This is a genomic window from Sphingobium sp. RAC03 (assembly GCF_001713415.1).
GTDB lineage: Bacteria > Pseudomonadota > Alphaproteobacteria > Sphingomonadales > Sphingomonadaceae > Sphingobium.
The window spans coordinates 2824679-2850800 of sequence record NZ_CP016456.1; the positions used below are offsets into that span (position 1 = coordinate 2824679).

The 26122-nt window shown below is 63.8% G+C and carries 27 protein-coding genes; 11 read left to right on the forward strand and 16 right to left on the reverse strand.

Annotated features, from left to right (window positions below):
* Nucleotides 1–5 precede the first annotated feature (5 nt).
* The 4 genes from BSY17_RS18290 to BSY17_RS18305 are packed head-to-tail and all read left to right on the forward strand — an operon-like array spanning nt 6 to nt 4913.
* Complete coding sequence (locus BSY17_RS18290) at nt 6–1283, forward strand: hypothetical protein (RefSeq protein WP_069067070.1); 1278 nt, start codon at nt 6–8, stop codon at nt 1281–1283.
* Nucleotides 1280–2425 carry a glycosyltransferase family 4 protein gene (locus BSY17_RS18295; RefSeq protein WP_069066537.1) on the forward strand — a complete coding sequence of 382 codons (1146 nt, stop codon included), beginning with the start codon at nt 1280–1282 and terminating at the stop codon, nt 2423–2425. Before BSY17_RS18290 ends, BSY17_RS18295 begins: the two co-directional genes overlap by 4 nt.
* The gene (locus BSY17_RS18300; RefSeq protein WP_069066538.1) at nt 2422–3168 is read left to right on the forward strand and encodes an FkbM family methyltransferase; all 747 of its coding nucleotides are present in this window, start codon (nt 2422–2424) and stop codon (nt 3166–3168) included. The genes BSY17_RS18295 and BSY17_RS18300 overlap by 4 nt, the downstream gene beginning before the upstream one ends.
* Nucleotides 3165–4913 carry an MFS transporter gene (locus BSY17_RS18305; RefSeq protein ID WP_069066539.1) on the forward strand — a complete coding sequence of 583 codons (1749 nt, stop codon included), beginning with the start codon at nt 3165–3167 and terminating at the stop codon, nt 4911–4913. The genes BSY17_RS18300 and BSY17_RS18305 overlap by 4 nt, the downstream gene beginning before the upstream one ends.
* Nucleotides 4914–4919: 6 nt before the next feature.
* Here the strand turns inward: BSY17_RS18305 and BSY17_RS18310 are convergent, their stop codons facing one another.
* Nucleotides 4920–6611, reverse strand: a complete 1692-nt coding sequence (locus BSY17_RS18310; RefSeq protein ID WP_443019461.1) for an amidohydrolase — start codon at nt 6609–6611, stop codon at nt 4920–4922.
* A 110-nt stretch (nt 6612–6721) separates the two neighbouring features.
* On the reverse strand, nt 6722–7591 hold the full coding sequence (locus BSY17_RS18315; protein ID WP_037477670.1) for an NAD(P)-dependent oxidoreductase: 870 nt from the start codon (nt 7589–7591) through the stop codon (nt 6722–6724).
* A 97-nt stretch (nt 7592–7688) separates the two neighbouring features.
* Between BSY17_RS18315 and BSY17_RS18320 the strand changes: the two genes are divergently transcribed.
* On the forward strand, nt 7689–8936 hold the full coding sequence (locus BSY17_RS18320) for a threonine ammonia-lyase (protein WP_037477672.1): 1248 nt from the start codon (nt 7689–7691) through the stop codon (nt 8934–8936).
* A gap of 116 nt (nt 8937–9052) precedes the next feature.
* Nucleotides 9053–9871: an arginyltransferase gene (locus BSY17_RS18325; protein ID WP_069066541.1), complete on the forward strand. Its 819-nt coding sequence runs from the start codon at nt 9053–9055 to the stop codon at nt 9869–9871.
* A gap of 40 nt (nt 9872–9911) precedes the next feature.
* Here BSY17_RS18325 and BSY17_RS18330 read toward each other — a convergent pair whose 3' ends face one another.
* The 4 genes from BSY17_RS18330 to BSY17_RS18345 form a co-directional block, all read right to left on the reverse strand.
* Nucleotides 9912–10934, reverse strand: coding sequence for an RcnB family protein (locus BSY17_RS18330; RefSeq protein WP_069066542.1), 1023 nt, complete (start codon nt 10932–10934; stop codon nt 9912–9914).
* A 164-nt stretch (nt 10935–11098) separates the two neighbouring features.
* Entirely contained in the window at nt 11099–11584 is a 486-nt protein-coding gene (locus tag BSY17_RS18335; RefSeq protein ID WP_069066543.1) for a GAF domain-containing protein, read from the reverse strand.
* Between the two features lie 94 nt (nt 11585–11678).
* Nucleotides 11679–12083, reverse strand: coding sequence for an alternative ribosome rescue aminoacyl-tRNA hydrolase ArfB (gene arfB, locus BSY17_RS18340; protein ID WP_069066544.1), 405 nt, complete (start codon nt 12081–12083; stop codon nt 11679–11681).
* The gene (locus BSY17_RS18345) at nt 12070–12747 is read right to left on the reverse strand and encodes an RluA family pseudouridine synthase (RefSeq protein WP_069066545.1); all 678 of its coding nucleotides are present in this window, start codon (nt 12745–12747) and stop codon (nt 12070–12072) included. The genes arfB and BSY17_RS18345 overlap by 14 nt, the downstream gene beginning before the upstream one ends.
* A gap of 73 nt (nt 12748–12820) precedes the next feature.
* Between BSY17_RS18345 and BSY17_RS18350 the strand changes: the two genes are divergently transcribed.
* The gene (locus BSY17_RS18350) at nt 12821–13792 is read left to right on the forward strand and encodes an acyltransferase family protein (protein WP_069066546.1); all 972 of its coding nucleotides are present in this window, start codon (nt 12821–12823) and stop codon (nt 13790–13792) included.
* A 117-nt stretch (nt 13793–13909) separates the two neighbouring features.
* Here the strand turns inward: BSY17_RS18350 and wrbA are convergent, their stop codons facing one another.
* Both wrbA and BSY17_RS18360 read right to left on the reverse strand, forming a co-directional pair.
* A complete protein-coding gene (wrbA, locus tag BSY17_RS18355) occupies nt 13910–14509 on the reverse strand; it encodes an NAD(P)H:quinone oxidoreductase (RefSeq protein ID WP_069066547.1) in 600 nt (199 codons plus the stop codon).
* A 112-nt stretch (nt 14510–14621) separates the two neighbouring features.
* Nucleotides 14622–15341, reverse strand: coding sequence for a pirin family protein (locus BSY17_RS18360; RefSeq protein ID WP_069066548.1), 720 nt, complete (start codon nt 15339–15341; stop codon nt 14622–14624).
* Between the two features lie 137 nt (nt 15342–15478).
* On the opposite strand from BSY17_RS18360, the gene BSY17_RS18365 reads away from it, so the two are divergent.
* Together BSY17_RS18365 and ctrA are read left to right on the forward strand one after the other, a co-directional pair.
* A complete protein-coding gene (locus BSY17_RS18365; RefSeq protein WP_069066549.1) occupies nt 15479–16372 on the forward strand; it encodes a LysR family transcriptional regulator in 894 nt (297 codons plus the stop codon).
* 208 nt (nt 16373–16580) lie between these two features.
* Nucleotides 16581–17288 (forward strand): response regulator transcription factor CtrA, encoded by a 708-nt coding sequence (gene ctrA / locus BSY17_RS18370; RefSeq protein WP_069066550.1) that lies wholly within the window; start codon nt 16581–16583, stop codon nt 17286–17288.
* 85 nt (nt 17289–17373) lie between these two features.
* Here ctrA and BSY17_RS18375 read toward each other — a convergent pair whose 3' ends face one another.
* The 5 genes from BSY17_RS18375 to BSY17_RS18395 are packed head-to-tail and all read right to left on the reverse strand — an operon-like array spanning nt 17374 to nt 20372.
* Nucleotides 17374–18147, reverse strand: a complete 774-nt coding sequence (locus BSY17_RS18375) for a metallophosphoesterase family protein (RefSeq protein WP_069066551.1) — start codon at nt 18145–18147, stop codon at nt 17374–17376.
* 21 nt (nt 18148–18168) lie between these two features.
* Nucleotides 18169–18723 carry a dCTP deaminase gene (dcd, locus tag BSY17_RS18380; protein ID WP_069066552.1) on the reverse strand — a complete coding sequence of 185 codons (555 nt, stop codon included), beginning with the start codon at nt 18721–18723 and terminating at the stop codon, nt 18169–18171.
* A gap of 10 nt (nt 18724–18733) precedes the next feature.
* Nucleotides 18734–19195, reverse strand: a complete 462-nt coding sequence (locus BSY17_RS18385) for a cytidine deaminase (RefSeq protein ID WP_069066553.1) — start codon at nt 19193–19195, stop codon at nt 18734–18736.
* Entirely contained in the window at nt 19192–19860 is a 669-nt protein-coding gene (locus BSY17_RS18390) for a GH25 family lysozyme (protein WP_069067071.1), read from the reverse strand. Before BSY17_RS18390 ends, BSY17_RS18385 begins: the two co-directional genes overlap by 4 nt.
* Before the next feature lie 29 nt (nt 19861–19889).
* Nucleotides 19890–20372 (reverse strand): UPF0262 family protein, encoded by a 483-nt coding sequence (locus BSY17_RS18395; RefSeq protein WP_037478539.1) that lies wholly within the window; start codon nt 20370–20372, stop codon nt 19890–19892.
* Between the two features lie 114 nt (nt 20373–20486).
* On the opposite strand from BSY17_RS18395, the gene BSY17_RS18400 reads away from it, so the two are divergent.
* Nucleotides 20487–21971: a replicative DNA helicase gene (locus BSY17_RS18400; protein ID WP_037476023.1), complete on the forward strand. Its 1485-nt coding sequence runs from the start codon at nt 20487–20489 to the stop codon at nt 21969–21971.
* Between the two features lie 104 nt (nt 21972–22075).
* Here BSY17_RS18400 and BSY17_RS18405 read toward each other — a convergent pair whose 3' ends face one another.
* The 3 genes from BSY17_RS18405 to BSY17_RS18415 form a co-directional block, all read right to left on the reverse strand.
* Nucleotides 22076–23881: a DUF885 domain-containing protein gene (locus BSY17_RS18405; protein WP_069066554.1), complete on the reverse strand. Its 1806-nt coding sequence runs from the start codon at nt 23879–23881 to the stop codon at nt 22076–22078.
* A gap of 116 nt (nt 23882–23997) precedes the next feature.
* The gene (gene yghU / locus BSY17_RS18410) at nt 23998–24867 is read right to left on the reverse strand and encodes a glutathione-dependent disulfide-bond oxidoreductase (protein WP_069066555.1); all 870 of its coding nucleotides are present in this window, start codon (nt 24865–24867) and stop codon (nt 23998–24000) included.
* Nucleotides 24868–24957: 90 nt separating this feature from the next.
* On the reverse strand, nt 24958–25392 hold the full coding sequence (locus BSY17_RS18415; RefSeq protein WP_069066556.1) for a universal stress protein: 435 nt from the start codon (nt 25390–25392) through the stop codon (nt 24958–24960).
* A 384-nt stretch (nt 25393–25776) separates the two neighbouring features.
* On the opposite strand from BSY17_RS18415, the gene groES reads away from it, so the two are divergent.
* Nucleotides 25777–26064 carry a co-chaperone GroES gene (gene groES, locus BSY17_RS18420; RefSeq protein ID WP_007704439.1) on the forward strand — a complete coding sequence of 96 codons (288 nt, stop codon included), beginning with the start codon at nt 25777–25779 and terminating at the stop codon, nt 26062–26064.
* The last annotated feature ends 58 nt before the right edge of the window (nt 26065–26122 follow it).

Below are 26122 nucleotides of genomic sequence, written 5' to 3' on the forward strand. Positions count from 1 at the left end.
CGCGGATGGAGGCATCCGCCCGCATCCTCGCGCTGGTCAAGCTGGCCAATGTCGGCCTCGTGCTGATCTGGGGCTTTGCCGTCACCTTCGTCTTCGTCCGCGTCCTGCCGCTGGCCGAATTTCAGGCGTTCCTGCTGCTGGTCGCGTTCGGCAACTTCACCATTTCGGCTGAGTTCGGCCTGACCAGCATCATCTACGCCCGGTTGCGGCGGCACTGGCTGGGTGGGGATCAGGCGGACGGCGGTTTCCGGCTGGAGGAAATGGGGGTGCTGTTCCTGTTCCTTGGCCTCATCATGCTGGGCGGGACGGCGATCCTGATCGGGGCGCTGACGCTTGGCTGGTTCGACACGGCGATGCCGCTGCTATTCCTGCTCTTCTTCCTGTCGGCCTGCCTCAATCTGCCCGCCTTGCTGGCCAAGCGGGCGCTGGCGGCGGTGGATGGCAATTTCCTGTGGGAAGCGCTCGATTGTGGACGGCGCGTGCTGACGATCGCGCTGCTGCTGGCGATCCTTGTCGGCATGGACCCGCGTCTGTCGATCGCACTGCAACTGGCGGTCAGCCTGCTCGTCATCGGCTGGGCCATCGCCCATGTCCACCGGCGCTTGGAGATGAACACTCGCCACTGGATGGCCTTCCGCGTCGGCGGCGGCCATGTCCGCGCCCATTATCTGCGCGATATCGGCGCATCGGCGGCCTTCACCGCGTCGGACATCATTGCCTATAATGCGCCCTATTTCACCATTGCCATGGTGACGTCCGACGCCCGCCCGATGCTGATCTTCGACTTCTTCTTCAAAATGTCGCGCGCCCTGTCGATGCTGGTCCGCGCCGTCGTGGAGGCCGCCTTGCCGCGCATCACCCGCGCCTATCATGCCGGCGACCGCGCAAGGCTGCGCCAGTTGCTCGCCCGCTCGCTCGGCGCAGGGCTGGTCTTTGCCGTCCTGCTGTCGTCGCTGTTGCTGGGCGTCGGCGACTGGCTGTTCGCCACGCTGTTCGACGGTCGTGCCACGATCGACCGGACGGAACTCGCTCTGATCGTCGCGGCCTTGGCGGCGCTCACGATCATCTGCGTCTCGGTCTACGTCCAAGGCGCAATTGGCCGTTTCCCGACCTTGCTGCATCGCTCCCTGCCCTTCCTCGCCGGATCGCTGGCCAGCGCGCCCTTGGCCCTCGCGCTGGCACCTCAGCGCTTCGACCTCACCTTCCTCGGTCTCTACACGCTGACCCTTACTGGTGCGGCCATCCTGCATCTGCTTTCGCTCCAAAGGCTGGCGCGGACATGAAGGTCGCAATGCTCGACCCCTCGCTCTTCACTGGGCGCTATGACGACAGCCTCTGCGCCGCGCTGGCGGGCCAAGGCGCGCAAGTCACGCTGCTCGGCCGCCCGATGCGCGCCACCGATGCGATCGTGCCGCACGGCTATGCCTACGCCCCCCATTTCTTCCGCCGCAGCGAAGCGCTGCGCGATCGCTTGGGCGAAGGCCGCGCCTTTCGCCTGGCAAAGGCCGCAGAATATGGCCTGACTTGCGCGCTGGGCGACCTCACGCCGCTCCTTGCCGCCGATGTGGGCCATATCCAATGGCTCCCTCTCGCCCCCGCAGACCGTCTGATGTTGAAGCGACTCAAAGGGCGCACTGCTTTGGTCCACACCGTCCATAATGCCGACGCCTATCATGCCGATGCCGGGCTGCAGGGCCGGGGCTACCGCGCGCTGCTTGACGGCATGGATGCACTGATCGTCCATGGCGACACCACCCGCGCCGCCCTCATCGCGCAGGGCATCGACCCCGCCCGCATCCACATCACCCCGCACCCGCCGATGCGGCTGGCAGCGGCCAGCGCCGCCGACCTCGCTGCCGTCCCCGCCTCCACGAAACCCCGCCTGCTCTTCTTCGGCACGATCCGCCCCTATAAGGGCGTAGACCTCGCGATAGACGCCTGCCTCTCGCTCTGGCACGACGGCCATGATTTCGACCTCATGCTCGCGGGCAAGCCCTTCATGGACGTCGCGCCGCTCCTGGCACAGGTCGCGCAAGCAGGCTTTGCCGACCGGCTGCTCACCGATTTCGGCTTCCTGACCGAAGGCCGCCTCGACGCGTATATGGCGCGCGCCGACATCATGGTCTTTCCCTATCGCCACATCGATTCGAGCGGTGCCTTCCTCTCGGCGCTCCATCATGGCAAGGCAATGGTGACGTCGGACGCGGGCATGTTCGGGCAATTGCCGGACGGCGTGGCGATCCGGGCGGCGGCGGGGAACGTCCCCGCTCTGGCCGCAGCGCTCTTGCCGTTGGTGCAAAGCCCCGCCATCAGGCAGGCACAGGGCGCAGCGGCGCGCGCCTATGGGGATGATATGGGAAGCTGGAACGACATGGCGGTGGCGACGATGAACATCTACAAAAGCGTGCTGGCCGCGCGCGCATGAACCGCTATTGGCGCGAATTGTCCGACCGCAAGCTGGCCGCGCGTCTGGCGCTGGCCGGGCGGGTGCATCAATATCCCGAAATCCAGGCGCTTCGGCGCTTCCTGTCCACCTTCGCGGTCGATTGCCTGTTCGACGTCGGCGCCAATCGCGGCCAATATGCAAAGATGCTGCGCAAGGATGCGGGCTATAAGGGGCTGATCCTGTCCTTCGAGCCGAACCCCGATGTATTCGCCGAGTTGCAGCGCCATGCCGCGTCCGACCGCCATTGGCATGTCTTCAACATGGCGCTCTCCGACTTCGACGGCACGGCCAGCTTCAACATCATGGCCGCCGATCAATTCTCGTCGCTCAAGGCCCCGTCGGACGATCAGGATGCCATCTTCGCCGACCGCAACAAGGTGACGAAGACGGTCGAGATGCAATGCCGTCGCCTCGACACGCTGCTGCCCGAACTCGTGGCGCAGCATGGCTTTACCCGACCCTTCCTGAAAATGGACACGCAGGGCCATGACCTGTCGGTGTGCGAAGGCGCGGGCGAGGTGCTGACGCAGATGCTGGGCATCCAGACCGAACTCGGCGTCCGCCCCATTTACGAAGGCGGCACCGGCTATCGCGCGATGATCGACTGGCTCGAAGCCCGCGCCTTCGTGCCCTCGGCCTTCTTCGCCAATAATAAGGGCCATTTCCCGCTGCTGGTCGAAATGGACGGCATCTTCGTCAACCGGACGCTGGTCGCGGCGTGACCGGAGGCGGGGCGACCAGCTTCGTGAGCGCGCGCCGCCTGTTCCTGGCCGGCGCGATTGGCCTGACGCTCTGGCTGGGTGCCACTTTCGTCTGGCATGTCACCTGGCGGCAGGGGATCAGCCTGCCGGTCATCCTGTTCCTTGATCAGGATTTTCCGCTCCTCATCGGCTCACTGCTGCTGTTGGCGTTGGCCGCGCCGTTTGCGGAAGGGAAGGGCATCCGCCTGCCGCGCCCGACCGCGCGGATCATCGTGCCGCTGATCCTGCTCATGGGGCTGGCGGCCTGGGCGGGCCATTACGCCCTGTTCCAGAATTACGCCATTTCCCGTGACGAAGAGGTCGCGCGCTTCGCCGCCGCCTATATGCGCGAAGGACTGTTCGCCCGGCCGATTCCGGTCGAATGGGAACCCTATCGCCGGGCGATCATGCCCGAATTCTTCTCTCCCTTCGGCGCGGCGGATTATTGGACCGCGGCCTATCTGCCGGTGAACAGTGCGATCCAGGCTTTGTTCTGGCAATTGGGCGATCCCAATCTCGCCGGGCCGGTGCTGCTGATGGCCGGGCTGCTTGCGCTCTGGCGGGTGGCGCTGCGGCTGATGCCCGATCGCCCCGACGCGGTGTGGGTGACGGTGCTGCTTGGCTGTTCGTCCAGCCAGCTCTGGATCACGGCGATGACGCCCTATGCCATGACCGGCCATTTCGCGCTCAACATGATCTGGCTCGCGCTAGTGCTGCGCGGCGGGGTGATCGGCCATGGCAGCGCAGGCGTGGTTGCGCTGGTCGCGGCGGGCCTGCACCAATGGCATTTCCCGCCGCTGTTCATCGCGCCTTTCATCCTATGGATGCTGCTCGCCCGCCGCTGGACCGTCGCGGCCTTCCACGCGCTGACGCTGGTGGCGATCGTCATCGTCTGGGCCAAGCTCTGGCCAGAATTTCTGCTCCATGCGCTCGGCGCGCCCGCCGATGTGCGTCCCTCCGCCGGGGTCGCCGACAAGGTCGGTAGCCTGTTCCAGCGGCTCGGCGACCGCTGGCAGCCACTCGTCAATTTGAGCCGCTACATCGCCTGGAACGACATATTGATGGTGCCGCTCGCGGTGCTGGGCATGGCCGCGATGCGCTGGCGCAGCATGATCCGGGGGCAGGAAATCGCGCTGCCGCTGGCGCTCGGATGCTTAGCTGGCTGCATGCTGGCGCTGGCGCAGGGCTATGGCTGGGGCTTCCGCTATGCCCATGGCTTTATCGGGCCGTTCTGCCTGCTCGCTGGCCTTGGCTGGGCGCGGTTCCGCCCGCAAGATGCGTTGCGCCCGCTCGTCATCGGCCTGTGCATCACCGCGCTGGGCAGCATTTTCCTCGTCTGGCGCACCCACGCTTTCGTCGCCCCCTATGCCGCCAGCCACCGGCTGATCGATTCGAGCCAGGCCGATGTCGTGCTGATCGATCCGCGCGGTGGTCTCTATGTCACCGATCTGGTGCGCGGCCGCAACGGCGTGCCGGGCAAGCCGATGGTCATGAACTTGGGCATGCTGACGCTCGATCAGGTCGATGAACTATGCAAATCCTATGTCGTCGAACTGTTCGACCGCGCGGAATTTCGTCCGTTGGGCGTGCCGCTCGCGCGCTGGAATATCAGCCGCATGGACACGCTGCGCGCGCATATGAAGGAAGCGGGCTGCGATAAACCAGTCCAGCCGCCGCTGCCTGAAACCTTCGAAGACGCACTGAACGCCGCCGGCAACGCCATGTGAAAGGGCTTATTGCCCCTTTACATGCACCCGCTTGCCGCCGATCCAGGTTTCCAGCACCTGCGTGCCCCGAATGTCCGCCGGTCGCGCGGTGGAAATATCCCGGTCGATCAGCAGGAAGTCGGCGCGCTGGCCTGGCACGAGACTGCCGAACCGCTTTTCGGCAAATCCGGCAAAGGCCGCCTGGCGCGTAAAGCCATCGAGCGCCGCGTCAAAGCTGACCCGCTGCGTCGGCATCCACCCGCCCATCGGTTCGCCCTTGGCATCCTCGCGGTTCATGGCGACGGCGATCCCGGCAAAGGGATTGGGACTTTCCACCGGCACGTCCGAACCGAAGGCCAGTGGCACGCGATTGTCGAGCATCGCCTTCCACGCATAGGCGCCACCCAGACGCGCTTCGCCCATGCGGGTCGTCGCCATGCGCCAGTCGGACGCTTCATGGACCGGCTGCATCGACGCGACGATGCCGAACTGGGCAAAGCGCGGCAAATCGGCCGGGCTGACAATCTGCGCATGTTCGATCCGCCAGCGCCGGTCGCCCTTATAGGTTTCGGACAATTCCTGGATCGCGTCCAATATTTCGCTATTGGCCGCGTCGCCGATCGCATGGGTGGCGATCTGGAAATTGTCCATCGCCGCGCGGCTCATCACATTGCGCAACTGCGTCGCCGAAATCATCGGCAGCCCGCGCTGCCCTGGCGCATCGGCATAATCCGCCTTCAACCAAGCCCCGCGTGACCCCAGCGCGCCATCCAGCACCAGCTTGATGCCGCCCAGCCGCAGCCGGTCGTCATACAGCCATTGCGTCGGCTCCGGCCCGGCGATCAGCGTCATATTGTCGAGACCTGCCGCATAGGCCATGATCCGCACCCGCAGCGCGCCGCGATCGGCCGAGCGGCGAAACGCCTGCCAGTCCTCAATGCCCGTGCCCATGTCGGCAATGCCGGTGACGCCCATCGCCAGCAAAGCGCGCTGCGCCTTTTCCAGCGCGATGTCGCGATCTTTGGGCGCAGGCGCAGGCACGACCTTCTCGATCAACGCCATCGCCTGATCCACGAACACGCCCGCAGGCTTGCCCGCCGCCATCTCGATCCGGCCGCCTGTGGGTGATTTGGTCGCGGCCGTCACGCCCGCCGCGCGGATCGCCGCGCTATTGGCCCAGCCTGCATGGCCATCGACGCGGGAGAGCCACACCGGAATGTCGCCGACCGCTGCGTCCAGTTCGGCGGCCGTCGGAAAGCGGCCCAAGCCCCATTGTTCCTGGTTCCAGCCGGTCCCGATGATCCATTTGCGGCCCGGACTGGCCTGCGCATAGGCGCGGATCTTCGCCTGCGCCTCCTCCAGTGATCGCGTGTCCGACAGGTCGAGCGTGATGAGCGACAGGCCAAGGCTCATGACATGGCCATGCGCGTCGATCATGCCGGGCACCAGCGTCTTGCCGCCCGCGTCCAGCTTGAACGACAGCCCCTTGGGCGGCTGCGGCCAGGGCTGGCCGCGCTTGGGTTTCTTGGGCTTCTTATATTCCGGTTCCTGATAGCGGCCCGGAATCAGCTTCTCGACCTTGCCCTCATCATCGATCAGCAGCGCGCCGAAACGCACGACCTTGCCGTTGGGATCGACCGCAATGCCGTTCACATTGTCGATGACGCCGGATGCGAAAGCGGGGAAGGGCAGGGCGGCAATCAGCCCCAGACCCAACACCCCAAACCCGTTCGCCCTGAGCCTGTCGAAGGGTCTTTCTTTCTTCGACCGAGGTGCAGACAGAAAAGAGGCTTCGACAACCTCAGCCCGAACGGACGTTGGAGCCGCCCTCACGCCTTGATAATCCGGCGCACCAGCGCGCTGGTATCCTGCCGATGGCCACCCATCGCCTGCACATCGGCGTAGAATTGATCGACCATCGCCGTCACCGGCAGCGTCGCGCCATTCGCTCGCGCTTCCTCCAGCGCCAGCCCCAGATCCTTGCGCATCCAGTCCACCGCGAAGCCGAAATCGAAACTGTCCTGCGCCATCGTCTTCCATCGATTATCCATCTGCCAGCTTTGCGCCGCACCGCCCGAAATCGCCTCGAACACGGTGTCGAGGTCCAGTTCGGCCGCCTGCGCAAAGCGCATCGCTTCCGCCAGGCCCTGCAATACGCCTGCGATGCAGATTTGGTTCACCATCTTGGTCGTCTGGCCCGCGCCAGCACCGCCGACATGGACGATCCGCGCGGCATAGGCCTGCATCACGATCTTCGCCGCCGTCACAGCGGGTTCGGTGCCGCCGCACATGATAGACAACCGGCCATTTTCGGCCCCCGCCTGTCCGCCCGATACCGGCGCATCGACACTATGGATGCCCCGGCTTTCACCTTCGACGAACAATTGACGCGCGATCCGCGCGGAAACGGTGGTGTGGTCGATGAACAGGCTGCCGGGCTTCATCGTGCGGAACGCGCCCTCGCGGCCCAGAGTCACCTGGGACAGATCATCGTCGGTGCCGACGCAACTGATCACGATCTCCGCCTCTTCCGCCGCCTTGGCCGGGCTGGTCGCGACCGTCCCGCCATAGGCTTCGGCCCAGCTTTTCGCCTTGCCGATGGAACGGTTGTAAACGGTCAGGCTGTGTCCGGCCTTCGCCAGATGTCCTGCAACCGGGCCGCCCATGACGCCCAGGCCGATAAACGCGATGTTAGCCATATGCCTCGTAGGATAAGTGCGTGGCGTCCAGCCATAGGGGCAGTTTTCCGACAGTGCCAGTTTCTTCCACCGCAATTTTGCGTTAGGGCGCGACCATATGAACACGCTTGCCAAGATCGAGAGCGCCCCGCCGCTGCCCATCACCGTCGATGACGTGCTTGCCGCGCGCACCCGTATTGCAGGCGCGATCGTCAAGACGCCGACGCTGATCAGCCAGACGCTCTCGCAGATGCTGGGCTGCAACGTGTATCTGAAATTCGAAAATCTTCAGTTCACCGCCGCCTATAAGGAGCGCGGCGCCCTCAATCGCCTCCTGCAACTGGACGAAGCCTCCAAGACCAAGGGCGTGATCGCCGCGTCGGCGGGCAACCATGCCCAGGGCCTTGCCTATCATGGCAAGCGGCTGGGCGTCCCCGTGACCATCGTCATGCCGCTGACCACCCCGATCATCAAGGTGACGCAGACCCGCGGCCATGGCGCGACGGTCGTGCAATATGGCGAGAAATTCGATGACGCCTACGCCCATGCCCGCTTGCTGGAAGTCGAACAGGGGCTGACCTTCATCCATCCGTTCGACGAACCGGACATCATGGCCGGGCAGGGCACGGTCGCGCTCGAAATGCTGGAGGATGCACCGGAAATCGACACGCTGATCATCCCGATCGGTGGTGGCGGCCTGTTTTCCGGCATGGCGACCGCAGCGCGTGCGATGAAGCCCGACATCCGCTTGATCGGCGTGCAGGCAGAACTCTATCCGTCGATGTACGACTATATCAAGGGCGAGCATCTGCCCTGCGACGGCGATACGCTGGCGGAGGGGATCGCGGTCAAGCAGCCGGGCGACAACACCCGTCTCGTGGTCGAACGGCTGGCGGACGACATGCTGCTGGTCACCGAACGGCGACTGGAAGAAGCGCTCAGCCTGCTGTTGCAGATCGAAAAGACCGTAGTCGAAGGGGCCGGGGCTGCGGGGCTCGCCGCGCTGCTGACCTATCGCGAACAATTTGTCGGGCGCAATGTCGGCCTCGTGCTGACCGGCGGCAATATCGACACGCGGCTGCTCGCCAACGTCCTGCTGCGCGATCTCGCCCGGTCGGGACGGCTGGCGCGGCTGCGCATCATCCTGCAGGATCGTCCCGGCGCGCTGTTCCACGTCGCCCGTATCTTCGATCAGGAAGCGGTCAACATCCTCGAACTGGCGCATCAGCGCATCTTCACCAACCTGCCTGCCAAGGGCCTGAGCCTCGACGTCGAGTGCGAGACGCGCGATCGCGCCCATCTCCAGCGGCTGATCGCGGCATTGGGCGAAGCAGGCTATGAAGTCGCGCCGATCGAGGTCGCCTGACGGGCTGCAACCTTTTGTTAATATTTCGTGGTAAACGCCCTTTTCACGCGCGCATGGGGTCGGCATAGTCTGCGCATGACCCATATACGGCACAGCGATGAACAGGATAGAGGCGCGTGACCGCACCTTTCCGTTTCCCCCGCTTTTTCGTGACCAACCCCTCGCCCTGTCCCTATCTGCCGGGACGGAGCGAGCGCAAGGTGTTCACGGAATTGAGCGGCGACAACGCTGCCGAACTTAATGACGCGCTGGGCCGGATCGGCTTTCGCCGCAGCCAGAATGTCGCCTATCGCCCCAGTTGCGCTGATTGCACGGCCTGCGTCTCGGTCCGGGTCGTCGCCGGTGAGTTCAAGCCCAACGCGACCCAGCGCAAGCTCATCCGCCGCAACAGCGACTTGGTCGTCACCGCCTGCAAGCCCTGGTCCACCGAAGAACAATTCGCCCTGCTCCAGCGCTATCTCAGCGCCCGGCATCCGGGCGGCGGCATGACCGAAATGGACGAGATGGACTTTGCCGACATGGTCGAACAGACCCCGGTTGACAGCCATATCATCGAATATCGCGAGCCCGGCGTCGATGGGCGCGTCGGCAAACTAGTCGGTGCCTGCCTGACCGACCGGCAGGGCGATGGCCTGTCGATGATCTACAGCTTCTTCGACACCGAAATCGATTATCGGCCGGGCCTCGGCAATTTCATCATCCTTGACCATATCCTGCGCGCCGGGTCGGCGGGCCTGCCCTATGTGTATCTGGGCTATTGGGTCGAAGGGTCGCAGCGGATGCAATATAAGGTCCGCTACCGTCCGCTCGAAAAGCTCACGCGGAGCGGTTGGACCCGTTTTGATCCCGATGAGCAGGTCGAGGCGATTCGCGGCGTGGTCGCACGCGATGAACCGCCCTTGCCGGTCGAACTGGCAGCCATCTTTCGCAAATAACTATAGATCGGGGGCGGCGCTCACCGCCCCCAATGCGTCATCAGCAGGCGCAGGACCGGCGTGCGCGCCGCGCGGACCGGCGGACCGGCACGGTTTCCGTGACATAGCTGGTCGTGGTCGTCGTGGTCATGACGGGCTGCACCGTCACCGTGGTCACGACCGGCGCGGGATAATAATAGCCGCCCGAAACATAACCGCCCTGACCGCCCATGGGCGCGCCACCATGCGACCAATGCGGCGCACCGGCATAGGCTGGCGCATCATAATCGACACCCGCACCCCGGACATCGCCTTCGAACCGGCCTTCATAGGTGCCGGTGGTGCGGCGACCATCTTCGGTGGTCCAGGTGCCGGTCCAGCGGCCCTCATATTCATTGCTGCTGGTCACGCTGTCGTCGGCATAGCCATAACCATCGTCATAGCTTGCACCGGGACGACGCGGCGGTGGGGCGTTGCGGCGCGGCGCATCCTCCGCCTTGTCGATCGCCATGCCAGCGACGGCCCCCACGCCTGCACCGATCAACGTGCCAGCCGTGCGATTGCCCCGCCCGGCAATGCGGTTGCCCGCGACTCCGCCGACAACGGCACCGATCGCGGCACCACCCACGCCATTGTCGCGGCGACGATCGTCATAAGTGCCGTTGTCGGGACCATAGCCGCCTTCGTAGCGTTCCCAGTCGATGTTGCTGCGGCTGTCATAGACCCGGCCATAGCGATCGGTCATCACTGCATCGTCATAATAGCGCGACCAGCCATAGCCATAGGCCGGGGCGGGCAGGCCATAGGCACCGTAATTGGCGATATAATAGGTCGGGCTGATCCAATATCGCGGCAGGACATAGCCATAGACTGGCCGACGATAGCCGTTCCAGCCACCCGGTGCGCGCCACCCCGCCACCCAGCGGCCGTTATGGCGCTGGCCCCAACGCTGACCGCCATTCCAATGCTGGCCAGGGCGAACGCCATGCGCGCCGGACTGGCGCACCTCACCGGCGAGCGCGGGGCTGCCCGCCGCCGTCAGCGCGACGGCTGTGCCCAAAAGGAAGAGGCCGGATATCCGCATGGTTAACGCTCCCTGTTTTCCGGCGCGCGAAGGCGCGCGCGCAGATCAAAATGCTAACGCTCCGTTTAGCATGATGATCCGCTGCTATCCATCAGCGGGACGCGGGATTCCTGTCCCGAAACGGGTCGGAACGCGCGCCAGGCATGGGAAATAGGGTTAACCCCTTAACCGACCCGTGCGCCGATGCGAGCGATCAGCGCCTCCAGCCCGGCGGCATCATCCGAGTCGAACCGTGCGGGCTTGGGGCTGTCGAGATCCAGCACGCCGACCACGCGCCCGTCGCGCACGATCGGCACGACGATTTCCGACGCGCTGGCGGCATCGCAGGCGATATGGCCGGGAAAGGCGTGGACATCCTCCACCAACTGCGTCTCCCCCGTCGTCGCCGCCGCGCCGCATACACCCCGACCCATCGGAATGCGGATGCAGGCGGGCTTGCCCTGAAACGGCCCCAGCACCAGTTCATCGCCAACCAACCGGTAAAACCCCGCCCAGTTGAGGTCCGGCAAAAACTGCCACAACAGCGCAGAAACATTGGCCATATTGGCCACGGAGTCCGGCTCGCCCCCTGTCAACGCATCGGCGGCGGACAGCAGGTCGGCATAAAGGGTCGCCTTGTCGGCGGCGTCAGTGGGGGCGAAGTCATACATGGGGCGGATATAGGCGCGCGGGCAAAAATCGCCAATCGATCGGTCAGGAAAATATGGGGCGTTCTCCAACAGCAAGCCGTTGTTTAAACGTGGCTCAATCCATCGACACTTTGCCCCGTCCCTGCTTGACCGTGCTGCGCGCCTTCTTCGAATCCACCCGCCGTGCCTTGGCGGCTTTGCCCGGCTTGGTCGCGATGCGACGGGCGTCGCGCTGGTGGGCCTTGGCGATCATCTCGGCCAGCCGGTCGCGCGCATCCTGGCGATTGGCTTCCTGGGTGCGGAAGCGTGACGCCTGGATGACGATCTGATTGCCCGACGTCAGCCGCGATCCGGCCAGTTCCCTGATCTTGCGATAGGCATGGGGCGGCAGGCCGAGCCGGAACAGGTCGACCCGCAGCTGCACCGTCGTTGCGACCTTGTTGACATTCTGCCCGCCCGGACCGCCCCCGGTGATGAAGCGCTCTTCCAGCGCATCATCGGGAATCTCAAATCCCGGCATCGTCCAGAAGCTCCGGGCCGAAACCGGCGGCGGCAAAGGTCGCGGGCAGGGGCGCGGTCGCTTCCGCCGCAGGCTTTTCGCCGCGCGCGATGCTCAGGAAGCGGCTGTGCAGCAGCATCGGCACGCCGCCCTCGCCATAGACCGGGTCGCCGACGATCGGAAAGCCCAGCCCATGCAGCGCATGGACGCGGATCTGGTGCGTGCGCCCGGTGCGCGGGGTGAAGGCGATCAGCGACCGGCCGTCCTTCTCGGCAATCTTGCGCCATTCGGTGATGGCGACCTTGCCCGCCTTGGCCGGGATCATGCGCCAGCCTTCCTCGGCGGTGCTGACCTTCTTGAGCGCCAGTTCGATAAGGCCAGTGTCTTCCGCTGGCACACCCTCGATCACCGCGACATAGCGTTTGGCGACGGTGCCGGCCTCGAACGCCTGGGCGAAGCGTTTATGCGCCTTGGGGTTGCGCGCCAGCAGCAGGCAACCACTGGTGTCGCGGTCGAGCCGATGGACCGGCAGCGGCCAGCGCTGAAAGCCGAAGGTCAGCGACTGAAGATGATTTTCCAGCGCAATCGACCCGTCACGCGGCGCATCGACCGGCAGCCCGGCGGGCTTGTCGAGAATGAGGGCTTCGCCATCGATGAACAAAACATGGTCGGTAAGCAGGGACAAAAGAGAAATCCGATCGGGGCAGCAAGGGGTGTGGAATTGACGCGCGCGTCGCTTCCTATAGGCGGTGGGGCCGATGGAACATAGTGGGGAAAATAGCGGGGGTGCCGCGACACCATCGCCGGGTCGGCTGGACTGGGTGGATGTCGCACGCGGCATCGGCATCATCGCCGTCGTCGTCGGCCATGTGTGGACGCGCGGACCTGTGCGCGACGCCATGTACAGCTTTCACATGCCGCTCTTTTTCCTGCTGTCAGGCATGCTCTCGCGCCCGCAGCCGATTGGGCGCTTCACCATGCGGCAGTTGTTCAGCCAGATGCGACCCTATTTTCTGTTCCTAGCGCTGGTGATCGCCGCCGATCAGATCATCGAACCGCTCAAGGGCAACCGCCCTATTTTTCGCGACTGGCCGCAGGACATCGGACCGCTCCTGCTGGGCGGTTCGTGGCTCGCTGGCCCCTTCATCATCTTCTGGTTCGTGCCCTGCCTGATGGTGGCTCGCATCCTTTTCAACGCCTTGTCGTGCCGATGGCCAGACCCGCTCGCGCGCCGCTGGGGATTGGCGGTACTGCCCATGCTGCTCGTCGCCTATGTGTCCGGCCATATCACCCGCTTGTCGCCGCTCGGCCTGTTGACGATGCCGATGGCTTTCGTGCTGCTTTGGGTGGGGGCGGCGTGGCACCGTGTCGGCTGGCGATGGTGGATGATGATACCCCTCCTGTTGCTCGCCATGGCGAGCCTGAGCGGCCTTCTGCCGTCGCTGAATATGCGGAGGGCCGATTATGGCTGGCCATTGGCGTCGATGGCGGCGGCCATCGCGACGTCGTTTTTGATCTTCAACCTATCGGCAAGGATCGCACCCCATGCCGCGCCGCTCGCGGCGATAGGGCGAGGATCATTGACGATCATGTATCTCCATGTGCCGCTGATCCACTATCTGTCTCCCTATATGGACAAGCTGCCGCTGCTCGCTTTGGCCCTGTTCGCGCCTTTCGCACTGGACCGGCTTATCCGCCTCTCTCCACGCGCAACCCGCTGGCTGCTGTAGCGGAAAGCAAAAAGGGGCCGATGCACAGTCCCGGTGCATCGACCCCTGCGGCGTGCCGTAATCTTCGTGCGACACAAAGTCTCGGCAGTCCACACCTCTAGACGGCGCGGTCGGCGATCAACCGTGCAGCTTGATCGCGGTTTCGGCGATGCGACGGCCCTGATAGCGCGCGCCGTCCAGTTCTTCCTCGCTCGGCTGGCGGCTTCCGTCGCCATCGGCCAGCGTCGTGGCGCCATAGGGCGATCCGCCGCGCACCTTGTCCACGCCCATCTGGCCCTGGAACCCATAGTCCAGGCCAATGATGGTCATGCCGAAATGCAACAGGTTGGTGATGATCGAAAACAGCGTCGTTTCCTGCCCGCCATGCTGGCTCGCGGTCGAGGTGAAGGCACCGCCGACCTTGCCATTGAGCGCACCGCGCGCCCACAGGCCACCCGCCTGGTCGAGGAACGCGGCCATCTGGCTCGACATGCGGCCAAAGCGGGTGCCGGTGCCGATGATGATCGCGTCATAATCGGCCAGTTCCGCGACGGTCGCGACCGGTGCGTCCTGATCCAGCTTGAAATGCGCATTCTTGGCCACTTCCAGCGGGGCGGTTTCAGGCACGCGCTTGATATCGACCTGCGCGCCGGCGGCGGCTGCGCCCTCGGCCATGGCCTTCGCCATCGTTTCGATATGACCGTAGGAAGAATAATAGAGAACCAGAACCTTAGCCATGATGCGTCTCCTTACATGAGGGGATTGAAAGGGGTGCCGCCCGCGCGAGGGAGGGGAGAGGCGCGGGCGGCGAGCCGATCCGTCCGGGGAGGGGATGGACGGGCCGACTAAGCTATTGGCTATCCACCAGGACGATTTCGGCGTCCTCATGGGCCGTGATGGTGATGGGCTGGCCGCCGATGATGGCCGCGCCGTCCCGTGCTTCGAACGTCTGTCCATCGATCTCGATCCGACCCGTCGCCGGGACGAGATAAAGGTGACGACCCTCCGCACTGTCATAGGTCACGCTCGTCCCGGCCTTGATCGTTCCGCCCAGCAAGCGGGCATCGGCGCGGATGCGTAGCGCTTCCTTATCCTCGTCATAGCCGCTGGCCAGCACGACCAGTTTGCCCGACCGATCGCCGCGCGGGAAAGGCTTTGCCCCCCAGCTTGGGGAACCGCCCCGTGCGCGGGGAATGACCCAGATCTGGAAGAGGGTGGTGGTTTCATCCTCCAGATTATATTCGGCGTGACGAATACCGGTGCCCGCAGACATCACCTGGACATCGCCAGATTCCGTACGGCCCTTGTTGCCCAGGCTGTCCTGATGCGTGATCGCGCCGGTGCGGACATAGGTGATGATTTCCATGTCGGCATGGGGGTGGGGCGGAAAGCCCGAACGCGGGCCGATCTCATCGTCGTTCCACACCCGGATCGCGCCCCAGTGCATGCGGTCTTCGTCATGATAATCGGCGAAGGAAAAATGATGGCGCGCATTCAGCCAGCCATGATTGGCATGGCCGAGTGAGGCGAAGGGGCGGCGCTCGATGCGGCTCGCTGTGGTCGTGTTCATATGCTCTGCCTTTCGGTTTCGAACGCGATGGTTCGGGTGCCTTTTGACCAAGCGCCGGAGGTTCCGGCTTGCTTTCCGCCAATCTAGTCATCAGTATCGTTTCTGAAACAAGCAGCATCGAAACGGATTGTTTCCCTATGCGATTACCGGATTTTGAGGCCTGGGCGATGTTCGCCGCCGTGGTCGAGCATCGCAGCTTCACCGACGCCGCCAAGGCGCTCAGCGTGTCCAAGGCCACCGTGTCCAAGGCGGTGACGCGGCTGGAGGAGCATCTCGACACCAGCCTGTTCAACCGCACCAGCCGTCGCCTGGCGCTGACCGAAAGCGGCAAGCGGCTCGCCGATCACGCCCATCGCATCATGGCGGAGGGGCAGGCGGCGGAGGAAGCGGCGCGCGATGAAACGGCGGACCTATCCGGCGTCGTGCGACTGGGCGCGCCGATGACCTTCGGTCTGCTCCGCATCGCGCCGCTGGTTGCGGAATTTACCAAGACCCATCCGCTGGTCGATGTCGACCTGCACTTGTCAGACGCGCATATCGACATTGTGGAGATGGGTCTGGATGCCACGATCCGTATCGCCGATATGCCTGACAGTTCGCTGCGGGCACGACGCCTGGCGGACGTCACGCTGCATCTGGTGGCGTCGCGCGCCTATCTGGATGCGCGGGGGCGGCCACAGCATCCCTCCGACCTGGGGGAGCATGACTGCCTCTGCTATTCCAACGTGACGACGCCCGACGTGTGGCGCTTCGCCGGGCCGGGGCAGCAGAATGTCGTGGTGCAGGTCCGCTCGCGCATCACCGTCAACAGCGGTGAGGCGATGCTGCCTGCGTTGCGGCTGGGGGTGGGCATTGCCCGACTTCCCGACTTCATCGTCGGCGACGCGCTGGCGGCAGGCGAGTTGGAGGAAATATTGGTGGATTGGCGTCCGGCACCCTTCGGGCTGCACCTGGTCACGCCGCCATCGCGGTTGCGGCCCGCGCGGGTAGAGGCGTTGCTGGATTTCATCACCCGGCACCACGCCTGCTGAACCTCGTTTCGCGCACCGCTATATCTTGACTCGCGGCCGGTCGTTTCGGCTTCAACCCTTTATAAACGGATTCGTATTTTCGCGACTCGTGGATTTCTGCCGGTTAGCCAAAAATTAACCTTTGTCGTTCAGAAGTTTTTTGGTTAATGAATTGGAGCAGTAGCCGTTCTGGTGGGGTGAACGGACCTGCGACGCAAAGGGGCTTCACATGCGCGTGCTGCTGATTGAGGACGAACCGACGACGGCCAAGGCGATTGAGCTGATGCTCACGACCGAAGGCTTCAACGTCTATACCACCGATTTGGGCGAAGAAGGCCTCGATCTGGGCAAGCTCTATGATTACGACATCATCTGTCTCGACCTGAACCTGCCCGACATGCACGGCTATGACGTGCTGAAGAAGTTGCGGGCGGCCAAGGTGCAGACGCCGGTTCTGATCCTGTCGGGTGTCGCCGAAATGGACAGCAAGGTCCGCTCCTTCGGCTTTGGTGCCGATGATTATGTGACCAAGCCCTTCCATCGCGAAGAACTGATCGCGCGCATCCATGCCGTGGTGCGCCGGTCAAAGGGCCATTCGCAATCGGTCATCCGCACCGGCAAGCTGTCGGTCAATCTCGACGCCAAGACGGTCGAAGTGGACGGCAACCGCGTTCACCTGACCGGCAAGGAATATGCGATGCTGGAGCTGCTGTCGCTCCGCAAGGGCACGACGCTCACCAAGGAAATGTTCCTCAACCATCTCTATGGCGGGATGGACGAACCGGAACTCAAGATCATCGACGTCTTCATCTGCAAGCTGCGCAAGAAGCTGGCGCTGGCCTGCAGCGGCGACAATTATATCGAGACGGTCTGGGGCCGCGGCTATGTGCTGCGCGACCCGGACGAAGTGATCGAGGAAGAAGCCAAGGTCGCCTGACGCTTCACGCCATCCACCTGCTCATGAAAAAGACCGGCAATCCTTTGGATTGCCGGTCTTTTTCACATCCGTTCGCTAGGGTGGATCAAGCCGGGGTCTGCAACGTCCAGCGCTCCGTGCCTTGTAGCCCCAAGGCGGTGAGCCGCCCACTGCGATAGGCACCGGTATCGATGCCGATCCGGTTATGCTGTTCGTCCACCTCCGGCGTGATGCTGTGGCCATGGACGATCATATGCGAATGCGGCGTGTCATGGTTCAGGAAATCACGGCGAATCCAGCGCAGATCGGACGATTTCTGCGCCTCGATCGCGACGCCGGGGCGGATACCGGCATGGACGAACAGATAATCGCCCACCTCCGTCCAGTCAGGCAGCGCGTCGAGAAAATCGACATGGTCGCGCGGCACATGATGCAGCATCCACTCGGCAATCTCCGCGTCGCTCATCACCGGAAATCGACCGGGACCAAGGCCATAGCTTTCCAGCGTCTGCTCGCCGCCCATGCGCCGGAAGGTCGGCATCACCCTTATGTCACCGCGCGCGGCAGCGATGAACAATTCCTCATGATTGCCCTGCAGGCAGCGCACGTTGCCGCCTGATCCGATCAGCGCCATGACCCGCTCGATCACCGCGCGCGAGTCACCGCCCCGGTCCATCAGGTCGCCCAGGAAGATGAGGATCAGCTTCGCGGGACCGCGCTCCGCATCGTCCTCCTCGATTCGACTGAGCAGCGTGTCGAGCAAGTCCGCTCGGCCATGCACGTCGCCGATCGCATAGACACGGCGGTCCGCGCCCACGCTGGGCGCGCGCACTGCTGCTGGCGCGACTTTGCACCCTAACCATCTGCGCCACCAACTCATGACGCTACGTCTCGCACAGCGTTACAGCTTGGGCAATGTCACGCCCTGCTGCCCCATATATTTGCCCGCCCGGTCGGCATAGCTGACCTCGCACGGCTCATTGCCCTGCAGGAACAGGAACTGGCACGCGCCTTCATTGGCGTAGATTTTGGCGGGCAGGGGGGTGGTGTTGGAAAATTCCAGCGTCACATGCCCCTCCCAGCCCGGCTCCAGCGGGGTGACGTTCACGATGATGCCGCACCGCGCATAGGTGGATTTGCCGAGGCAGATGACCAGCACGTCGCGCGGCACGCGGAAATATTCGACCGTCCGCGCCAGTGCGAAGCTGTTGGGCGGAATGATGCAGCAGTCGGTCTTGCGATCGACAAAGCTGTTGGTGTCGAAATTCTTGGGATCGACGATGGTACTGTCGATATTGGTGAAGATTTTGAACTCGTCCGCCACCCGCGCGTCATAGCCATAGGAGGATAGGCCGTAACTGATGCAGCCGTCGCGCTTCTGGCTCTCCACGAACGGCTCGATCATGCCGGTCGAAAGGGCTTTGTCGCGGATCCATTTGTCGGAAAGAATGGCCATGATGGTCTTTTCAGCTTTTCCTGATGGGGGTGATGCCCAGATCGGCCGGGCCGAAGGCGTGGGGAAGAAGATCGGCGATGCGATGTTCGGTGACGCGGCTGCCTGACGGCGTGGCGCAATAAATGGCGATGGCGCGGCCCGCCATCTGTTCGGCCTCGTTCATCACCTGGCGGCATCGGCCACAGGGTGTGACCATGGCTTCCTCGGCCGCGTCCATCGCCCCGCCGACCACGGCGATCGCGGCGACATCGGCAAAGCGACCCTGCGCATTGACGGTCGCCAGCGCCACCGTCTCGGCACAGAGCGACAGGCCATAGCTCGCATTCTCGAAATTGCAGCCGGTCACGATGCTGCCATCGGTCAATCGCACGGCCGCCCCCACCGCAAAGCGGCTATAGGGCGCATGGGCATGGGCCATCGCGTCGCGCGCGGCGGCGATCAGCAGCGCCACTTGGTCTTCCGTTTCGCTCATGGTGCCACCACATCCCATCTCACCGGCCCCTCGACGCCGTCGATATGCCGCATGTCGCTGGCTGTCCACATCACCCAGGGCCGGGTCGCATAATCGGGCGGAAAGAAATTGCCGTCGAGCCAGAGCGTGCGGTTGATACCCGAACCCACATCGTACAGCCTATCGAAATCCTCGGTGACGTTGAGCAGCACGGTTTTGCCCGCATGGCTTTCGACCAGATTGACCAGGGTATTGAGTTCCGACAGCACAAGGTCACGCCCCGGCCGCGCGGTGCAACCGGGGTCGAACGCCAGCCGGATCACCGGGGGCAGGGCGGCATTGTCGCGCGGCACCGTCGTCACGAAGCGGGTCGCCTGATCGCTCGCCAGCCGACACAGGCTATAGTCCAGCATCGCCCCATAACGCAGCCCCGCCGTCCGCGCCGCGCGCCAGTTGGCCGCGAACGCCGGATCGCGCCCGGCCGCACCCCGCGCTGCGCGGATATAGGCAAAGTCCGCCCCCTGCGCCGCCAGCGTGCCCCATTCCACCACGCCGTTATCGGCGCTGATCGTCACGCCCTGCACCGGATACTGGTCTCGCGCGGGCGCCCAGCTGTGCGCATAGAGCCACAACGCCAGCGCCAGTAGCGCAATGATCGCCAGTCCCACGCCCACGCGGACCAGCAGCCCCCCCAAAGTCAGCCGCGAAATCGTCCCTACCCCTTGATATGCAGCACGCAGATCAGCGTGAACAGCCGACGCGCCGTATCGAAATCGACCGCGATCTTGCCCTCCAGCCGTTCGATCAACATCTCCGCCGCATCATTGTGGATGCCGCGCCGCGCCATGTCGACCGTCTCGATCTGCTGCGGTGATGCATTGCTGATCGCCTGATAATAGCTGTCGCAGATCGCGAAATATTCGCGGATCGGCCGCCGGAACCGCCCCAGTCCCAGGATGATCGCTTCCAGCGCGCTGTCATCCTCGCGATTGATCTCGATCACCAAGCGCCCATCCTCGACGCGCAGCACCACCTTGTACGGCCCCATATAGCCGTCCGCATGGACCCGCTGGGGCGCGAAATGATTATCCTCCAGCAGATCGAAGATCGCGATCCGCCGTTCCTGCTCGACATCGGCATTGCGCCACAGGATCGTGCGCTCGTCGAGCTTGATGTCTATGATGCGCGGATCGGCCATGGTGAAGGGCATAGTCAGTGCGGCGATGCGCGCCGAAAAGCAAGCGGGACTTATCCACAGATGGATTGCGCGCCAGCCCTTGCGCGACGCGCGCGACCGGAGGATGAGAGGCCCATGGTCGAACTATTGAAAATCACTGCCGCCGAAGCCGGCGGCACCGAACTGCCGCGCAATGTCGAAGCCGAAGCCGCGCTGCTGGGCGCGCTGATGATCGACAACCGCATTGCCGAGGATGTCCAGATCAAGATCAAGGCGGAGCATTTCTTCGAACCGCTCCATGGCCGCATCTATGATGCGATCATGAAATTGCTCGATCGCGACATGATCGCCAACCCGGTGACGTTGAAGCCGATGCTGGACCAGGATCCCGCGCTCAAGGAACTGGGTGGCGCGGCCTATCTGGCGCAATTGACCGGCAATGGCGCAGCGCTGATCGGCGCGCGCGACTTCGCGGCGCAGATTTACGACCTCGCACTGTTGCGTCAGCTTGTCAGCGTTGGCCGTGAACTAGTTGAAAATGCGCTGGATACCAGCGAGGACGTCAACCCGCGCGAGCAGATCGAGGCGGCCGAAGTCGCGCTCTACAAAGTGTCGGAAGGCGAAGGCGAAAGCGGCTCGGTCAAGAGCTTCCTGTCCGCCTCCACCGCCGCCGTGCAGGTCGCCGAACGCGCGCTCAACAGCGGCGGCCATGTGTCGGGCATCACCACCGGCATCAACAGCCTCAATGCCAAGATCGGTGGCCTCCACAATTCGGATCTCATGATCCTCGCTGGCCGTCCGGGCATGGGCAAGACGTCGCTTGCCACCAACATCGCCTATAATGCCGCCTCGCGCTGGTTGCGCGACAATGCCGACGGCATTCCGCCCGAAAAGAATATGGGCGCCAAGACCGCCTTTTTCAGCCTCGAAATGTCCGCCGATCAGCTCGCGACGCGCGTGCTGGCCGAACAGTCGGGGATCAGCGGCGAAGCGCTGCGCATGGGCAAGATCAGCCGCGCCGACTTCCAGAACCTGTCCCGCGCCGCCCGCGAGTTGCAGGAACTGCCGCTGTTCATCGACGATACGCCCGGCCTCACCATCGCCGCGCTGCGCACCCGCGCGCGCCGCCTGAAGCGCCGCCATGACGTCGGCTTCATCGTTGTCGACTATCTCCAACTGCTCCAGGGCAGCGGCCGCGGCAACGAAAACCGCGTGAACGAAATTTCGGAAATCTCGCGCGGGCTCAAGACCCTGGCGAAGGAACTCCATGTCCCCGTTCTGGCGCTGTCACAGCTCAGCCGTGCCGTCGAACAGCGCGAGGACAAGCGCCCCCAACTCTCCGATCTGCGCGAATCCGGCTCGATCGAGCAGGACGCCGACATGGTCTGGTTCGTATTCCGCGAAGACTATTACATCGCCGCCAAGGAACCGGGTAACAAGGAAAGCGCCGAACATACCGAATGGGCGCAGCAGATGGAGCAGATTTACGGCCTTGCCGAACTGATCGTCGCCAAGCAGCGCCATGGCTCCACCGGCCGCATCCGCATGAAATTCGACGCCCGCATCACCCGCTTCTCCGACATCGCCGAAGACGGCTATCAGGATCTGGAATATGAATAAGCGGACCTTCGAACGTTTGAACCGTTCGCCCTGAGCTTGTCGAAGGGCCGTCCTTCTTGAGAAGAAGGATGGGGCTTCGACAGGCTCAGCCCGAACGGCTTTTTTTAAGCGCCCATCTTCGCCCGCGCCGCCACGCGCTTCTCCAGCATCGACAGTGGCATCGCGCCTTCCTCAAGAATGGCGTGGAATTGCTTGATATCGAACTTGTCACCCATCGCCGCCTGCGCCGCCGCGCGCGCCTTGGTCCATACGCCATGGCCGACCTTATAGCTGGTCGCCTGCCCCGGCTGGGTGCAATAACGCTCCACCTCGCGCTGGCAGCGGGCAGGAGTAAAGCCGGTCTTTTCAACCATATAGGCGGTCGCCTGTTCACGGCTCCACCGCTTGGCATGGATGCCGGTATCGACCACCAGCCGCGCCGCGCGGAACAGGAAGGATTGCAGATAGCCCGCCCGGTCGAGCGGCGTCGCATAGCCCTTCAATTCGTCGGACAACTGCTCGGCATAGAGCGCCCAGCCTTCGCTATAGGCGCTCATGAAGGCGGTCTTGCGCAGCATCGGAATATCGCCGGCGGTCTGCGCGGTCGAAATCTGCAGATGATGCCCCGGCACGCCCTCATGATAGTTGAGCGCGGGCAGCGTATATTTGGGCCAATCGCCGATCGCCTTCAGATTGATGAAGAAGATCGCAGGCCGCGACCCGTCCAGCGCCGCGCGATTATAATAGCCGTTCGACGCCCCATCCTGAATCTCGACCGGCACCGCGCGGATTTCCAGCGGCGTGTCGGGAATGGTCGCAAACGCCTGCGGCAATTTCGCCTGCATCAGCTTGGCTTCGGCGTTGAGCGCGGCGATCAGGTCGCTGCGGCCCTGCGCGGTATCGGGATAAAGCTGCGACGGTTCGGCATTGAGCGCCGCCAGCCGTTCGCCGATCGTGCCCTTGCTATAGCCCGCCGCTTTCAAAATCGTGTCGAGCTGCCCGCTGATTTCCGCGACCTGCTCCACGCCCATCGCGTGGATTTCGTCGGCGGTCAGGTCGGTCGTGGTCGCGCTCTTGAGCGCGGCGGCATAGATTTCGTCCCCGCGCGGCGTGCGCCAAATGCCATCGCCCGCGACCGTGCCGCCCTTCAGCGCCTCGATCGCGGCAATCTGCTCGTCCAGCGCCGGATAAATGGCCTTTTCGACAACAGCCGTCGCTTGGCCCTGCCAATCGCCCGCCACATTCTTGGCCGCAGCCCGCTTGACCAGCGATTGCACGATCGAGCTGGACGCGGCGGGCTGATCGCGCAGCTTGCGCATCTGCGCCAGCGTCAGGTCGAGCGACCAGCCGGGCGCGAGATAGCCGCGCGCCGCTTCGTCCCGCTGGACCGCCGTATCGGTCCGCAGGTTGCGGGCAAAAGCGTCGAGCCGCGCGACATAGGCATCCGCGTCGGCGGCCGTGTTGATCGTGTGCGCGGTGTTCAGGAAATCAGGCGTCGAGAAGTAACTGCCGCCCTGCTGAAAGATGCGATAGGGGCGCACCGCGCTGTTGAGGCCAAAGGTCGCGGGCGCGACCGTCTGCTGGCCCAGCGAATAGAGGACCACCTCCAGATTGAGCCGCTGCGGATCGGACAGGCTGGCCGATTGGAAGCCTTCCAATTCCTTGATCGCCGCCTGCGTCATGCTCAGCCGCTTCATCATCGCCGACTTGCTATTGTCGTCCGACTGGCTCTTCGCCCCGGCGCGCGCGCCCTTGTCCAGGCCAAGGCTGGTGACCATGCCGGGCGACACGTCTAGCTGCTTCTCGAAAATGGCGGCGAAGGCAGCGGACAGCCGCGCATCGTCATTGCCCGCCATCTGCGCCAGCGCGCGCGGAGCGGAGGCGGCAAGGGCAATGGCCCCGGCGGAGGAGAGAAACAGGCGGCGATCCATGGCGATGACTCCCTTATGTCTTGCCCGCCTGTCTTACCCCGCTCCGCCGCCTCGTCCAGTCCCTTGTAACAATGTTGCGCGCGCGCAACATCTTCGGTCGCTCCGCGCGGGGCCGTTCAGCCTTCGCTCTTCAGCTTGTCCTGCGTCCTGGTCGCGAAGTCGCTAGCGTCATGGCGTTCGTGCAATTGCTCTTCCAGCGGGCCATTCGCCTTGTTGACCATCCGCCCCCGCTTGACCGCCGGGCGCGCATCAATCTGCTCAGCCCAGCGCACCACATGAGTATAGCTGGCAACGTCCAGAAACTCCGCCGCTTCATAGGCGCGGCCCAGCACCAGACCGCCATACCAGGGCCAGATCGCGATGTCGGCGATGCTATACTCGTCGCCCGCCATATAGGCGTTGTCCGCCAGATGCCGGTCCAGTACGTCCAACTGCCGCTTCACCTCCATCGTGTAGCGGTTGATCGGATATTCGTATTTTTCCGGCGCATAGGCGTAAAAATGGCCAAAGCCGCCACCCAGCAGCGGCCCGGCCCCCATTTGCCAGAACAACCAGCTCAGCGCCGCAGTGCGCTTGGCCGGATCGGTCGGCAGGAACGCGCCGAATTTCTCGGCGAGATAGAGCAGGATCGCGCCTGATTCGAACACGCGTTGTGGCGGCGACACGCTATGGTCCATCAGCGCAGGGATCTTGCTATTGGGATTGACCGCTACGAAGCCGCTGGAAAACTGGTCGCCATCGCCGATCTTGATCAGCCAGGCGTCATAGTCGGCGTCGGCAAAACCCGCCTCCAGCAACTCTTCCAGCAGGATTGTCACCTTCTGCCCATTAGGGGTGGCGAGCGAATAGAGCTGGAGCTTATGTTGGCCCACCGGCAACGCCTTGTCGTGGGTCGCGCCTGCGATCGGCCGGTTGATATTGGCGAACGCCCCGCCATTGTCCTTGTCCCAGGTCCAGATGCGGGGCGGGGTATAGCTGTCGGTCATGCGAGCCTGGCTCCAATATCGTGAAAGGATGGGCCGCAGGTAGGTGGCGACCCCATCCCCTGCAACCGACAGCCACCAAGCCTCGCAGGATTATTCGGCCGATGCCCGCACCACGAGAACGCTGACCGGGCTTTGATGCACGATCGCCGACGCATTGGACCCCAGCAGCTTCGAGGAGAATGTCGGCTCATGCGAACCGATCACGATCAGCGTCGCGCCCGTCCGCTCGGCCGCGCTGATCACTTCGTCGCGCACCCGGCCGCGCCGCGTATCGAAATGGACCTGTCCTTCGGGAAGGCCGCCTTCGCTCGCCCATTGCCGCATCAGCGCCAGCGCCTCGGCCTCTTCCTTGATGTCGAGATCGCGCCCCAGAAGGTCGGAATAGCGGGTGGGCATATGATAGCGGACATAGAGCATATGGACGGTCGTTTCCAGTCCACAAACAGCCGCTGCCGCATCGATCGCGGCGCGCGCGTGCAGTACGTCGTTGATGTCGACGGCAACGACAATCTTCGAATAGGCCATGATGCATCCTCCTTATGGTTATCCTTCACCAACAGGCGGGCGGGGCAGGGGATGCAATATTCACGAAAAATAACCGTCGCGACATGAAGGCGCGGCTGACGGCAACAGTCGGTCTATCCATCGCACGGGACATGCCATGTCGCGCAGCAATCGCCATAACCCGGAGGCAGGCGCTCGGTTGCGCGGCCTCGCAAATTTTTCTGCGCGATCGCCTTGACGCATAAAAGCACCGCTCCATATTCACGGCGCTAGCACTCTCCTTCAACGAGTGCTAACAGCAACGCAGTTCAAGGGGAGACGGACAAGGCGATTGCGGTTTTGCGGGGAAATCATCCCCGGATCGCGCGCCGGACCCATCCCAAATAGAAGGGAAAGGCAATCAACATGGCATTTCGTCCATTGCACGACCGTGTTCTCGTCCGCCGCATCGAAGCGGAAGCGAAGACCGCCGGTGGGATCATCATCCCCGACACCGCCAAGGAAAAGCCGCAGGAAGGCGAGATCGTCTCCGTCGGCACCGGTTCCAAGGCTGAAGATGGCAAGGTCACCCCGCTCGACGTCAAGGCTGGCGACCGCGTGCTGTTCGGCAAATGGTCGGGCACCGAGGTCAAGGTCGACGGCGAAGACCTGCTGATCATGAAGGAATCGGACATTCTGGGCGTCGTCGCCTGATTTTCGGTTCGCGATTTTCACGTTCAGCAACGGTGTGAACTTCGCAATTTTGCACATT

Bases quoted from the DNA above. Each gene is read 5' to 3' on its own strand.
- BSY17_RS18290 (WP_069067070.1), top strand. From the start codon at position 6: ATGGAGGCATCCGCCCGCATCCTCGCGCTGGTCAAGCTGGCCAATGTC.
- BSY17_RS18295 (WP_069066537.1), top strand. From the start codon at position 1,280: ATGAAGGTCGCAATGCTCGACCCCTCGCTCTTCACTGGGCGCTATGAC.
- BSY17_RS18300 (WP_069066538.1), top strand. From the start codon at position 2,422: ATGAACCGCTATTGGCGCGAATTGTCCGACCGCAAGCTGGCCGCGCGT.
- BSY17_RS18315 (WP_037477670.1), bottom strand. From the start codon at position 7,591: ATGGCTAACATCGCGTTTATCGGCCTGGGCGTCATGGGCGGCCCGGTT.
- BSY17_RS18320 (WP_037477672.1), top strand. From the start codon at position 7,689: ATGAACACGCTTGCCAAGATCGAGAGCGCCCCGCCGCTGCCCATCACC.
- BSY17_RS18330 (WP_069066542.1), bottom strand. From the start codon at position 10,934: ATGCGGATATCCGGCCTCTTCCTTTTGGGCACAGCCGTCGCGCTGACG.
- BSY17_RS18335 (WP_069066543.1), bottom strand. From the start codon at position 11,584: ATGTATGACTTCGCCCCCACTGACGCCGCCGACAAGGCGACCCTTTAT.
- arfB (WP_069066544.1), bottom strand. From the start codon at position 12,083: ATGCCGGGATTTGAGATTCCCGATGATGCGCTGGAAGAGCGCTTCATC.
- BSY17_RS18350 (WP_069066546.1), top strand. From the start codon at position 12,821: ATGGAACATAGTGGGGAAAATAGCGGGGGTGCCGCGACACCATCGCCG.
- wrbA (WP_069066547.1), bottom strand. From the start codon at position 14,509: ATGGCTAAGGTTCTGGTTCTCTATTATTCTTCCTACGGTCATATCGAA.
- BSY17_RS18360 (WP_069066548.1), bottom strand. From the start codon at position 15,341: ATGAACACGACCACAGCGAGCCGCATCGAGCGCCGCCCCTTCGCCTCA.
- BSY17_RS18365 (WP_069066549.1), top strand. From the start codon at position 15,479: ATGCGATTACCGGATTTTGAGGCCTGGGCGATGTTCGCCGCCGTGGTC.
- ctrA (WP_069066550.1), top strand. From the start codon at position 16,581: ATGCGCGTGCTGCTGATTGAGGACGAACCGACGACGGCCAAGGCGATT.
- BSY17_RS18375 (WP_069066551.1), bottom strand. From the start codon at position 18,147: ATGAGTTGGTGGCGCAGATGGTTAGGGTGCAAAGTCGCGCCAGCAGCA.
- dcd (WP_069066552.1), bottom strand. From the start codon at position 18,723: ATGGCCATTCTTTCCGACAAATGGATCCGCGACAAAGCCCTTTCGACC.
- BSY17_RS18385 (WP_069066553.1), bottom strand. From the start codon at position 19,195: ATGAGCGAAACGGAAGACCAAGTGGCGCTGCTGATCGCCGCCGCGCGC.
- BSY17_RS18395 (WP_037478539.1), bottom strand. From the start codon at position 20,372: ATGGCCGATCCGCGCATCATAGACATCAAGCTCGACGAGCGCACGATC.
- BSY17_RS18400 (WP_037476023.1), top strand. From the start codon at position 20,487: ATGGTCGAACTATTGAAAATCACTGCCGCCGAAGCCGGCGGCACCGAA.
- BSY17_RS18405 (WP_069066554.1), bottom strand. From the start codon at position 23,881: ATGGATCGCCGCCTGTTTCTCTCCTCCGCCGGGGCCATTGCCCTTGCC.
- yghU (WP_069066555.1), bottom strand. From the start codon at position 24,867: ATGACCGACAGCTATACCCCGCCCCGCATCTGGACCTGGGACAAGGAC.
- BSY17_RS18415 (WP_069066556.1), bottom strand. From the start codon at position 25,392: ATGGCCTATTCGAAGATTGTCGTTGCCGTCGACATCAACGACGTACTG.
- groES (WP_007704439.1), top strand. From the start codon at position 25,777: ATGGCATTTCGTCCATTGCACGACCGTGTTCTCGTCCGCCGCATCGAA.